Genomic DNA, 11,904 nt, shown 5'->3' on the forward strand with positions numbered 1-11,904 from the left:
ATGCACGATGCAATCTGGATCGGCGATTTGGAGGTCTGGCCATGGTGGAGCGGGAAGACGACATATCTCTCGTCGCAAGATCGAAGCGGGGTGAACAGGGCGCTTGGATAGAGCTGGTGAAGAGGTATACTCCCATGGCGCGCTCCCTGGCCCGAGCTTCCTGGCGTCCGACTCATGACTACGACGATGCATTGCAGGAGGGCATGATCGGGCTCATCCGTGCTGTCATGCAGTTTGATCCGACCTGTGCTGGCATCAGGTTCAGTTCGTTCGCGTACCTCTGCATATACAGGCAGATCGCGAACTGGGCGGCTCGCGCATGGAAGATGCCTACCTACGCCCTTCGGTCCGTGGCGCCCAACAGGGCGGAAGCCAGCACGGAACTGGGACTGCTCCCGCCTGACGTGAAGTCGTCGCGCCCCCTGAGCCCTGAGGATGCGGCGGTTGAGGGCGAATCCGCGGCACGGGTGGCTGAGGTTCTTCGTGGGCACCTGTCCACCTTGGAGCTATCGGTAATCCTGATGGTCCTCGCAGGCTACTCGGCGGGGGAGATGCCCGGTCGTCTTGGGGTTACATACAAAAGCGTGGACAACGCTCGTTCGAGAGCTCTGCGCAAGCTCGGGCGCCTGGTCAGAAGATATGGCTCACTGGGCAACCCGGATCTGCCGTTGTACGGCAGGCGGCGGGAGGATCTGTGCTTGAGCCTCAGGTCATATAGGCGGGCGCCAGAGGGCGTGCCGAAAGACGTGCCGGAGCATGCACGCGCAGATGGCGAGTAGGCGGCGGAGTTGGCATCTATGGTAGAAATGCGGGCCGGCTCATACCGGCCCATTGCTATGGGAGGGCCATTCATCTTTGTACTTAAAGAAGCTCTCTCTCTTCGGGTTCAAGTCATTCGCAGGCCGAGTTGAACTCGACTTGACCCGTGGCATTGTCGGGATCGTCGGGCCCAACGGTGTTGGCAAGAGCAACATATCCGACGCCCTCAGGTGGGCACTGGGCGAACAGAGTGCGCGGTTGCTCAGAGGCTCGAAAATGCAGGACGTGATCTTCGCCGGCAGCGAAAGCCGGCGCGGGCTGGGTTACGCTGAGGTGACCCTTGTATTCGACAACTCCGATCAGTTCTTCGATATGGATTTCGACGAGGTTACGGTGACGAGGAAACTATACCGTTCAGGTGAGGGCGAGTACTCCCTGAACGGGGTGGCTTGCAGGCTTCGGGACATTAGCGATCTCTTCTCTGGGACAGGCCTGGGCCGAGAGGCCTATTCCGTGGTGGAGCAGGGCAAGATCGATTCGATACTGTCTGCGCGTCCCGAGGACAGGCGCGCGGTGTTCGATGAGGCTTCTGGCACAGCCAAGTATAGGGTCCGGAAACGGGAGGCAGAGCGGAAACTCGCTGAGGTTCACGCAGACCAGCTTAGGGTTGGCGACCTCGCTGCGGAACTCGCAAGGCAGCTGCCGCTGCTCGAGGCCCAGGCGGAACAGGCACGACTGTGGCAAGACCTTACTGATCGGGCTTCCCGAATGGAGCTAGATATCCTCTCTGCTGACATTCTACAGCTTGCCAGCCGTCGGGCGGAGCTTGCCGCTCGGCTCGAAAGCCTTATCGAGGAAGAGAGAGCCGACGCTGTCGCGGTCGCAGAGTGCGAAGCAGCTCTGGAAGACGCAAGAATGAGCGTGGCGCAGGCAGAGTCGGCGGTGGACGCCATGCATTCAGCTGCCTCCGAGGCTGCCGCAACGGCAGAAAGGGAGAGCGGGCGCGTCCAGGTTTGCGAAGAGAGACGGGCCGCTCTAGAGGCCCAGTCTGCTCAGATTGAGGCAATGCTTTCTGCTGAATCGGATCGGCTCACAGTCCGACGTTCTGAGTTCGCGGATGTATCGGCGCGGGCAGCAGAGGCGAGGTGCAGCCTCGAGCAGTGCGTGCACGAGGCGAAGCAGCTAGAGGCGCGAGCTGCGGAACTTGCGGCACAGGTTGCAGCGGCCGAGTCGGCGGCGGAAGGGAGCAGAGCGAGCCTCTTCGGTGCGCTTGCGCGCGGGGCGGAGCTTCGTTCGAGGTCCGCAGCGAACGAGGCGTCGAGGCGATCAGGGCAGGCGCGGGTGGAGAGAATCCGCGCACAAATCGCTTCCCGCAGCAAGGAGCAGGAGCGTGCCGAGGAGGCTTCTGAGCAGGCAGCTATCGAGGCTGTTTCGCTGGAGCGGGCCTGGGCGGAGGCGGGCAATGGCCTTGACCTTGCGAAGGCGGATCTGGCAACCTCCAGGCTTCGCCTTGAACAGAGTGCTGGTCGATTCGGTGCAGCCAGTTCCGTGGAATCTGAGATCCGTGCGACCCACACAAGCCTCGAAGCCATTCAGCGTCAATACGAAGGATACGGACGCGCTGTGAGGACCCTTCTTTCGAAAGACGGCGGGAAGCGGCTCGGGCTTCTCGGAGTTGTCGCTGACCTCATCAGGGTCCCAAGAGAGTATGAGACGGCCGTGGAGGCCGCTTTGGGAGCGGCTGTCCAGAACATCGTAGCGAGTTCCTCCGACGCCGCCGAGCGTGCGGTGGGGATTCTCAAGTCTGGAAAATCCGGACGCGCTACGTTCCTTCCCCTCGATATCCTGCGGCCGTCGCCGTTGCCTCGCTCTGAGGTTCCGCATGGCCCTGGCATAGTGGGCCTTGCATCGGAGCTGGTTGAGTGTGCCCCTGAGCACCGAAAGGCAGTCGACTATCTCCTCGGGAGAGTCGTGGTCGTGGCTGAACTCGCACGTGGAGTGGCCCTGGCCAAAACCGGGCTCAGGTGCAGGATAGTGACACTGGATGGGGATGCCATTTCCTCAGGAGGAGCGATCACCGGAGGAGAGATCCCCGATAGGCAAGCTGGACTGCTTGCCCGTTCACGGAGGCTCGAGGAGATTCAGGCTGATCTGGCCCGTGCGGAGGCTGAACGCAGCAGGCTCGGGCAGGACCGGGAGTCTGCGGCATCAGCGGTCGAGGCTTCCGAGGAGGCACTCGGGGCAGCTCAGCGCAGGAGGGCAGAGTGCGAACTTGCGCTGAGGACTCTCACTGAGAGGGCGCGAAACCAATCATCTGCGCACGTGCGCTCGTCGGAAGAGCTGGAGGCGCTCAGGCTTGAGTTGGAATCTGTTCTGGCTGAGAACGAGTCGCTAGAGGCAGATGCAGTGCGGATCAGTGATGAGGCGGTCGAGGCGGAGCTTGCGCGCGCTGAGATCGGACAAGCGCAGGCTGCTGCTGCTGAGAACCTCGCTTCGCTTCGGGCCGACGCGGCCGCGGCTTCGAGATGCTGCACCGAAGCGGCATCTGCACTGGCCGCTTCACGGGAGAGGACGAAGGCGCTCGACGCCGCCCTGGAAAGAGCCAAAGCGGATTGCGCTGCATCCGCGGCAGAACTGGCGCGACTTGGGCAGGACACCGAACGGGTCGTTGCAGAGTCTGCATCGAACATGCGCGAGATCGAAGCCGCGCGGGAGGCTGCAGCCGTGTGTGCGCAGTCCCACAGAAGGATGCAGGAGGATCTGGATTCGGCGCGTGAGGCCAAGGCGTCTCGTGCTGAGGCGGCCAATGCGGCCGAGAGAAACGCCAGAGCGGCGAGGAGGGCCCACGGGGCAGTCTCGGACCTTCTCGCGCAGGTGCGGGTGGAGGACGCGCGGGTGGAGGCTGAGTATGAATCCGCAGTGGGCAAACTGGCCGCATCATACTGCATGAGCCCTGAGGAGGCGCTCCGCCGCGACGTTGTGCTGGAGTCCAGGGAGAGCGTGCTCTCGGAAATAGCTGTGGTTCGTGCGAAGATATCAGAGATGGGGCCGGTGAATCACGCCGCAGTTGAGGAGCACTCCGGCCTCGCCCAGAGATGCGCATTCCTCCAGGGCCAGCTAGCGGATCTTGATGAGGCGCAGGAGTCGCTTGCCAGGGTTGCCGGCGAAAGCGAACGGGTGTGCAAAAAGCAATTCATGGAGACCTTCGAGGCGATCAGGATAGAGTTCAACGACATCTTCGACGACATATTCGGGGGCGGAACTGCGGATCTGATTCTCGATGACACGGATAATCCACTCGAATGCGGGATCGATGTGGCCTGTCAGCCGCCTGGCAAGAAGCTCACGAACCTGTCCCTACTCTCAGGGGGAGAGAGGGCTCTCGTGGCGATTGCGCTCTTGTTTGCGATCATGAGAGTCAAGCCAAGCCCAGTTTGCGTCCTTGATGAGATAGACTCCGCACTTGATGAGGCGAACGTTGCCAGGTTCGTAGATCTACTGGGTCCGTTCTCACGGCAGGTTCAGATTCTCCTGGTCACTCACAGGAAGCGCACTATGGAGTGTGCAGACACGCTCTTCGGAGTGACAATGGAGGAGTCCGGCGTATCGAAGGTGTTCTCAATCAGAGCAGCACAATAATGATGAGTCCCGCAGCATAAGCATCGCGGATTCACGGAGGTAGGTCCATGTCGCCATCGGTTTTCTCCGCTATTCGTAACGGGCTTGCGAAGACGAGAGACGCGCTCATGGGTAAGATCGAGGCTGTGTTCTCTGGCAAGTCGGCACTTGATGAGGATTCCCTTGAGGAGTTGGAGGCAGTCCTGATCCAGGCGGATCTGGGTGTATCGGCGGCGCGTTCGGTCATTGACTCGCTGCGCGCTCGCAGATTGCGCGGGGAGAAGCTCGACGCGGATGGTGTGAGATCGCTGCTTGGAGATGAGCTCATGTCCATCCTTGGAACTGAGCCGTCTCCACTCGTGCGTGCAGCAACATCCCCGACAGTCATCATGGTGGTTGGCGTAAATGGCACGGGGAAGACCACGTCAGTCGGGAAAATCGCGGCGAGCCTCTCGAACGCCGGAAACCGGGTGATGCTGGGGGCTGCCGACACTTTCCGTGCCGCCGCCATCGAACAGCTGGAGGTATGGGGCGGAAGAAGTGGATCTACCGTCATCAGGCACCAAGAAGGATCGGACCCTGCTGCAGTGGCGTACGACGCATTGCAGGCCGCAAGATCTCGCGGCGCCGACTATCTGCTGGTGGACACGGCGGGCAGGCTGCATACAAAGAGCAACCTCATGGAGGAACTAAAGAAGGTCAGGAGAGTCATCTCCCGAGAGTGCCCAGATGCTCCCCACGAGGTGCTGCTGGTAATCGACGCCGCCACGGGCCAGAATGCGATTGCGCAGGCGAGAGTGTTCAACGAGGCAGTGGGGGTCACAGGAATCGTCCTAACCAAGCTTGACGGGACGGCGCGTGGCGGAATAGTCGTGGCAGTAAGCCAGGAGTTGGGGATCCCGGTCAAGTTCGTTGGAGTGGGCGAAGCAGTCGATGACCTCCGTCCATTTGACCCGCGTGAGTTCATTCAGGGCTTGCTCCGACCGGAGGGCGTCAGCACGGCAGCGGAATAGCGGACCGATGAGGCAAGGATGAGTTGACACAGTTCGCCCGAGGCCATATACTTGCTGGTGTAAAGGTTTGCACCTTAACACTTGGATGGATGGTCGATGTAGATGCTCGGCAAGATGATTCGCATGGGCGAACTGCTTGACAGATACGGACTTCTTCTCACCGAGCGCCAGCGTGAGATGTGCGACCTCCACTACCTTCAGGACTTCTCCCTTGCTGAAATCGCCGAGCTTCATGGGGTGTCGCGCCAGGCGGTCCACGATACGCTGGCGCGAGCGGAGCGGTCGATGGAAGGATACGAGCAGGTCTTCGCGTTGGTAGCCGAGGGCGAGTCGAGGGAGAGACGGCTCGCACAGCTGGATGAGTCGGTGTCCGCCGCGATTTCGGCGGTGCTGGCTGTCGCTGATCATACAGGCCCTGGCGCTGCAGAGCTGTTAGAGGCGGCCTTGGCTGAGCTTACTCGCGCAAAGGAGTGCATCGCTTCACTGTCGAGCGAAAACTGCTGCAGGGAAGGTGACGTCTGATGTTTGAGGGGCTCTCGGCGCGGCTTCAGAGCGTTTTCAAGAACCTGAAGAACAGAGGCAAGCTCACGGAGAAGGACGTGGACGCCGCATTGCGCGAGGTGCGAATGGCGCTTTTGGAGGCCGACGTCAACTTCAAGGTTGCCAAGGACTTCATTGGGCAGGTGCGAAGCCGCGCTGTGGGCGAGGACGTGTTGTCGAGCCTGACCCCCGCCCAGCAGGTGATAAAGGTAGTCCACTCCCAGCTCACCGAGCTTATGGGTGGGCAGGCCTCAAAGATAGCGTTTGCTCCCAAGCCTCCTACAGTGATCATGCTCGTGGGGCTGCAGGGCTCTGGCAAGACCACAAGCTGCGCGAAGCTGGCGAACACCCTTCGTCGACAGGGCCGCAAGCCGCTGCTCGCCGCCGCGGACGTGTATCGCCCTGCCGCCATTAAGCAGCTCGAGGTGCTCGGAGAGCAACTCCACGTGGAGGTCTTCACCCTTGGAGAGCGGGCTGATCCGGTGGATATCGCTGCAGGCGCAGTCGAGCGTGCGAAGTCGTTCGGCTACGACACGGTGATTCTCGATACAGCCGGAAGGCTCCACATAGATGACCTTCTGATGCAAGAGCTTTCCCGGATCAAGGAACGGATCCATCCGGACGAGACTCTTCTCGTGGTGGATGCCATGACCGGACAGGATGCCGTGAACGTGGCCACATCCTTCAACCAGCGGCTCGTGATCGACGGGGTGATCCTCACCAAACTCGATGGAGATGCACGGGGAGGCGCCGCGCTTTCGGTTCGGGCGGTCACTGGCAAGCCCATCAAGTTCGTCGCCGCCGGAGAGAAGCTGGATGCCCTTGAGCAGTTCCATCCGGATCGGATGTCGTCGAGGATCCTTGGCATGGGCGATATGCTCACTATGATCGAGAAGGCGCAGGAGATCTTCGATGTTGAGCAGGCAAAGAAGGCCGAAGAGAAACTCCGCAAGCAGGAGTACACCCTCGACGACTTCCTGAAGCAACTTCAGGACATGCGCAAAATGGGTCCCCTCGATCAGTTGCTGGGCATGATCCCGGGATTCTCCAAGGCAAAGGCCTTCAAGGATGTCAAGGTGGATGAGAAGGAACTCGGACACGTTGAGGCGATAATCCGCTCAATGACCCCAGCGGAACGGAGGAACCCCGCGATAGTCGACGGGTCGCGGAAACGGAGGATCGCCGCTGGAAGCGGAATGAAGGTACAGGACGTGAACGGGCTTCTCAAGCAGTTCGGGGAGGCTCGTAAGCTGTTGAAGCAGCTTGGAGACGCGGGACGCCGGGGCGGCCCAGTGGGCAAGCTCCCGTTCATTCCATAAACGCAGGATAACCAGGCTCAAGTGGACCAGGCATTCGGAGGTGTTTTACAGAATGGCTCTTCGTATCAGGCTGACCAGAACAGGAGCGATCAAGCAACCCCATTATCGGCTCGTCGTGGCTGACTCACGCTCGCCTCGCGATGGCAGGTTTGTGGAGATCATAGGCCACTACAATCCTCGAACCCAACCAGTTGAACTAGTAGTCGACGCCGAGCGCGCGGCCGAGTGGCTTGGGCGCGGGGCGCGTCCGTCAGACACTGTGCGTGCGCTTCTCGTGAAAGCCGGCGTGGAGGCCGCTAAGAACGGGACACGGCTGGCCAGTGCTGCTGAGCCTGCTGAGGGTTCCGAGAAGTAGTCGGTGAGATTGATGACTGCAGCTAACAGGGAAGAAGGACGACTTCGAGATCTGGTGGTCTTTCTCGCAGCAAACATTGTGGACGAACCGGAACAGGTGCAGGTGAGGGAGATTGACAACAACGATTCCGTGATCTTCGAAGTGTCGGTCGCCCCCGATGATATGGGCAAGATCATCGGGAAGCATGGCCGCATCGCCAGGGCGATACGCACCGTGACCAAGGCGATGGCTGCACGCGAGGGAAAGCGCGCCATGGTCGAGATCGTGGGATGACTAGCGACCCGTTGATCCTGGTGGGAGAGGTAATCGGCGCCCACGGGCTTCGGGGCGAGGTCAAGGTCGCAACGTGCAACGGCTCACCTAGGAGGTTCCAGGGCGTACAGAGGGTATACCTGGAGCGCAACCCAGGGGATGAGCCCGTGCCGGCGCTGGTGGACTCCGAGCGCGCCCACGGCCGGTTCGCTCTCGTGAGATTGTTGGGAATGCGCGACCTGGATCAGGCCCGCACGCTTGTGGGGGCGAGCATGTACCTTCCTGCTTCGGAGATCCCGCCTGCGCCGGAAGGCGAGTTCTATGAGCACCAGCTTGTTGGGCTCATGTGTGTTTCATCTGCCGGAGAACGGCTCGGGGTGGTCGCTGATGTGCTGGACATGCCAGCCAACCATGTGATTGTAGTCAGGCAGGATTCGGGCGCGGAGTTCCTAGTTCCGGTCGTCCACGACATTCTACTGCAGGTGGACGTGATTGAAGGCCGCATAGTCGTGGATGATAGGCCTGGCCTGCGTTGATGCAGGCGGTCGAGGGGCATGGTGAGGCAGCGCATGGAAGTGGATATCCTAACGATCTTCCCGGGAATGTTCTACGGGGCGATGTCAGAGAGCATTCTCGGGCGGGCTCAGGAACGCGGGATTCTCACCATCCGGATCCACGATATCCGCGATTTCGCCACGAGCAAGCACAAGGTGGTCGACGACTATCCGTTCGGCGGCGGTCCTGGCATGGTGATGAAACCGGAGCCTATAGCGGCGGCGGTGGAGCATGCTCTCGCAGCGAGGGAGCTTTTGGGCGGAGGGGAGTCCAGGGTTATCCTCACCACACCGGCGGGGCGGAGATTCACGCAGGACGCTGCGCGGGAGTATGCGGCCTGTCCGCATCTGGTGGTGATATGCGGTCACTACGAGGGCATCGACGAGCGCGTGGCGGAGCTGGCAACCGATGAGGTCTCGATTGGCGACTACGTACTCACTGGAGGGGAGCTTCCCGCGATGGTCATGGTGGACGCCGTGGCGCGCCTGCTCCCGGGCGCCCTTGGGGATTCGGAGAGCGCGGCGGAGGATTCCTTCTGGCACAGTGTTCTAGACTATCCACATTACACGCGCCCAAGGGAGTGGCGCGGGCAGGGAGTTCCTGCTGTGCTCCTCTCTGGGGATCACGAGCGGATCCGGGTCTGGAGGCGCACTCAGGCCCTTGCGCGGACCATGGCAAGGCGGCCGGACGTTCTTGCGGAGGCGAATCTCTCTGAAGAGGATATCGAGATCATCGAGATGCTCAAGAAGGACTCCATGCTCAACGAGTGACGCGTTGATCCGGTTATGCTATACTGTCGTCTGTCGAAAACGGGTTGAGGAGTGAAATGCAATTGAATATCATCGATACAATCGAGCGCGAGCAGATGAAGCAGAATCTGCCCGACTTTGCACCAGGAGATACGGTTCGCGTTCACGTTCGGGTGGTTGAAGGCGCCCGCGAAAGGATTCAGGTCTTTGAGGGCACCGTCATTGCAAGGAGCGGCGGTGGAGCCTGTGAGACATTCACCGTGCGGAAGATGTCATCAGGAATCGGTGTGGAGCGCATATTCCCTGTCCATTCTCCCAAGGTCGACAAGATCGAGGTATCCAGGCGCGGTTCTGTCCGCAGGGCGAAGCTGTACTACCTGAGGAACCGGGTTGGGAAGACTGCCAGGATCAAGGAGCAGAAGCGTCAGCAGGCGTAGGGCTGTCGTCCACCGGGATCAGCGCGTGCATTCGCCGCTTAACGACGGGTTTCGGCGTGTACGGGAGGTACTGGAATGCATCTGCTGCCTGAAGATGGCGCGCAGTCTACCGACGAGCGTGCACCCAGCGAGAACAATGGGGAATCCCCGTCAGGCTCGTCGCCGAATGGGCGTGAGCCCAGGTTTGTGGCGAGAAGGCTCGCAGCAGATGTAGCCAACTACGTGAACACATTCATCGTTGCCCTGGTCCTGGCTGCGTTCATGACGACCTTCGTCGCCAGATCCTTCGTTGTACGGGGCAAGTCCATGGAGCCGACACTGCACGACGGAGAACGTCTGCTTGTGGATGAGCTGGGATACAGGTCTCGCGCGCCTGCCAGAGGCCAAGTCATCGTGTTCAGATACCCTGCGAATCCGCAGGAGAGATACATCAAGCGAGTGATTGGGCTTCCAGGGGAGCGGGTGGCAATCCTCTCCGGCCTGGTGTTTGTGGACGGAGAGGCCCTTGATGAGCATTACACCTCCGAGCCCGCCAAGTCGGATTACGGGCCCCGGAGGGTGCCAGAGGGCGCCCTGTTTGTGCTGGGAGACAACAGAAACGCGAGCCAGGATAGCCGGGATGAGTCAGTCGGAATGGTCCCGGTCTCGAGTATTGAGGGGAGAGCGTTCTTCGTTTTCTGGCCGCCTTCTCGCGCAAGGGAGTTCCGGGCGCCGGTGTATCGAAGAGCGCCTGGTTCTGCCTATCTGCCAGGCAGGTGGGCGTTTGTCAACGGAGCAGAGAGTGGTTTGACGCCGGACTGACTGGGTCCGGCTTTTCTCTCACGGGGGGGAGTCAACGCTAATGGGGCAGAGCTGGTACCCAGGCCATATGGCGAAAGCCCTTACGGGTCTGCGCCAGAGCATGAGATTGGTAGACGTGATGATTGAGATCCTAGACGCAAGGGCCCCAAGATGCACGGCGAACCCACAGTTTGCGCTGGCGGCTGGGAACAAGCCCAGGCTGATTGTTCTCACCAAGGCCGATCTGGCCGACCCTGCGGCCACGAAGGCATGGATGGGCCGTTTCAAGCAGGAGGGGGTCCGTGCGGTGCTGGCAAACTGCCAGAATGGCAGCGGGGTTTCTGCGGCCATTGCAGCCGCGGAGTCTGTTGCAGCTGACGCCCATGGAACAGGTGATCACTCCGAGGTCGCTCTAGAGCGGAGGATTCACAGGAGGTTCAGGTCCGTGGTTGTTGGCATTCCAAACGTGGGGAAGTCCTCATTCATCAACCAGGCAGCCGGCAGAGCCGGAGCGAAAACAGGCGACCGACCTGGGGTGACGCGAGGGCCGCAATGGATAGTGGTTGGGCGCGATCTTGAACTGCTCGACACTCCGGGCATCATGCCCCCAAGGGTTGACGATCCTTCAACATGGTTTGTGCTTGGGTGCATAGCCTGCATCTCCGACACTCAGTATGATGTGGAAGAAGTGGCTGCATCACTTGCCGGGCGTCTGGTTGAGTCAGGCCCTGTGCAGTGGCGTGAGAGATACGGGATGCCTCCGGAGCTCACTGACCCCGGGCTGATCCTGCAGCACGTCGCCAGGGTGCGCAAATGCGTTCTGCCCGGCGGGGGGGAAGACACCGCGCGCGCGGCCGACCTTTTCATCAGGGACTTCCGATCTGGTCGTCTCGGCCGGATAACGCTGGATCTGCCATGAGCGCGCTCGCAGATTTCGATGATTGCCTGAGGAGTGCTGGATTCCCAGTGATTGCAGGCGTCGATGAGGCGGGGCGTGGTCCACTCGCTGGGCCGGTCATTGCCGCGGTCGTTGTGATGCGAGCCTCATCACATGTTGACGGGGTGAGGGATTCCAAGAAACTCACGGCTACCGTCCGCGAGCATCTTCTATTCGAAATCATCAGGCGCAGCGCCGAAGTGAGCATCGGCCTCGCCTGGCAGGATGAGATAGATGCTGCTAACATAAGGGTAGCGTCACTTGCGGCCATGTCCCGCGCAGTGGGAGGCCTTACGACGAAACCCAGCGCCATATTGGTCGACGGGCGTGATCTCCCTGCAATGCCGTTCCCAGGAATTGCACTCGTGAAAGGCGATGGCCGAAGCGAGTGCGTGGCGGCGGCTTCTATTGTAGCTAAGGTCGTGAGAGATGCGCTTATGTGTGAGTATCATGTTCTGTACCCTCAGTACGGCTTCAACCGACACAAGGGCTATCCCACTGTCGAGCACCTGAGGCGGCTGGCGGAATGGGGTCCATGCGCCATTCACAGGCGCACATTCCACGGAGTGGGATGGGGCTAATGCCAATGA

The 11,904-nt window shown here is 60.7% G+C and carries 13 protein-coding genes; all 13 read left to right on the plus strand.

Annotated elements, in window-relative coordinates:
* The first annotated feature begins 41 nt into the window (after nt 1-41).
* The 13 genes from VB144_00425 to VB144_00485 all read left to right on the plus strand — a co-directional run bounded on the left by VB144_00425 (nt 42) and on the right by VB144_00485 (nt 11,895).
* Nucleotides 42-779, plus strand: coding sequence for a sigma-70 family RNA polymerase sigma factor (locus VB144_00425; GenBank protein ID MEA4882122.1), 738 nt, complete (start codon nt 42-44; stop codon nt 777-779).
* A 76-nt stretch (nt 780-855) separates the two neighbouring features.
* Entirely contained in the window at nt 856-4,398 is a 3,543-nt protein-coding gene (gene smc / locus VB144_00430) for a chromosome segregation protein SMC (GenBank protein ID MEA4882123.1), read from the plus strand.
* Nucleotides 4,399-4,445: 47 nt separating this feature from the next.
* On the plus strand, nt 4,446-5,390 hold the full coding sequence (ftsY, locus tag VB144_00435; GenBank protein MEA4882124.1) for a signal recognition particle-docking protein FtsY: 945 nt from the start codon (nt 4,446-4,448) through the stop codon (nt 5,388-5,390).
* Nucleotides 5,391-5,492: 102 nt separating this feature from the next.
* Entirely contained in the window at nt 5,493-5,912 is a 420-nt protein-coding gene (locus VB144_00440; protein ID MEA4882125.1) for a YlxM family DNA-binding protein, read from the plus strand.
* Entirely contained in the window at nt 5,909-7,249 is a 1,341-nt protein-coding gene (ffh, locus tag VB144_00445; GenBank protein ID MEA4882126.1) for a signal recognition particle protein, read from the plus strand. Before VB144_00440 ends, ffh begins: the two co-directional genes overlap by 4 nt.
* A 52-nt stretch (nt 7,250-7,301) precedes the next feature.
* Nucleotides 7,302-7,604 carry a 30S ribosomal protein S16 gene (gene rpsP, locus VB144_00450; protein MEA4882127.1) on the plus strand — a complete coding sequence of 101 codons (303 nt, stop codon included), beginning with the start codon at nt 7,302-7,304 and terminating at the stop codon, nt 7,602-7,604.
* Between the two features lie 12 nt (nt 7,605-7,616).
* A complete protein-coding gene (locus VB144_00455; protein ID MEA4882128.1) occupies nt 7,617-7,877 on the plus strand; it encodes a KH domain-containing protein in 261 nt (86 codons plus the stop codon).
* Complete coding sequence (gene rimM, locus VB144_00460) at nt 7,874-8,392, plus strand: ribosome maturation factor RimM (GenBank protein ID MEA4882129.1); 519 nt, start codon at nt 7,874-7,876, stop codon at nt 8,390-8,392. The genes VB144_00455 and rimM overlap by 4 nt, the downstream gene beginning before the upstream one ends.
* A 33-nt stretch (nt 8,393-8,425) precedes the next feature.
* Nucleotides 8,426-9,181: a tRNA (guanosine(37)-N1)-methyltransferase TrmD gene (gene trmD / locus VB144_00465; protein ID MEA4882130.1), complete on the plus strand. Its 756-nt coding sequence runs from the start codon at nt 8,426-8,428 to the stop codon at nt 9,179-9,181.
* Between the two features lie 62 nt (nt 9,182-9,243).
* Nucleotides 9,244-9,597: a 50S ribosomal protein L19 gene (gene rplS / locus VB144_00470; GenBank protein ID MEA4882131.1), complete on the plus strand. Its 354-nt coding sequence runs from the start codon at nt 9,244-9,246 to the stop codon at nt 9,595-9,597.
* A gap of 75 nt (nt 9,598-9,672) precedes the next feature.
* Nucleotides 9,673-10,398 carry a signal peptidase I gene (gene lepB / locus VB144_00475; GenBank protein MEA4882132.1) on the plus strand — a complete coding sequence of 242 codons (726 nt, stop codon included), beginning with the start codon at nt 9,673-9,675 and terminating at the stop codon, nt 10,396-10,398.
* A gap of 40 nt (nt 10,399-10,438) precedes the next feature.
* Nucleotides 10,439-11,296, plus strand: coding sequence for a ribosome biogenesis GTPase YlqF (ylqF, locus tag VB144_00480; GenBank protein MEA4882133.1), 858 nt, complete (start codon nt 10,439-10,441; stop codon nt 11,294-11,296).
* Nucleotides 11,293-11,895, plus strand: coding sequence for a ribonuclease HII (locus tag VB144_00485; GenBank protein ID MEA4882134.1), 603 nt, complete (start codon nt 11,293-11,295; stop codon nt 11,893-11,895). The genes ylqF and VB144_00485 overlap by 4 nt, the downstream gene beginning before the upstream one ends.
* The last annotated feature ends 9 nt before the right edge of the window (nt 11,896-11,904 follow it).

Source organism: Clostridia bacterium, assembly GCA_034926675.1.
Taxonomy (GTDB): domain Bacteria; phylum Bacillota; class DTU025; order DTU025; family DTU025; genus JAYFQW01.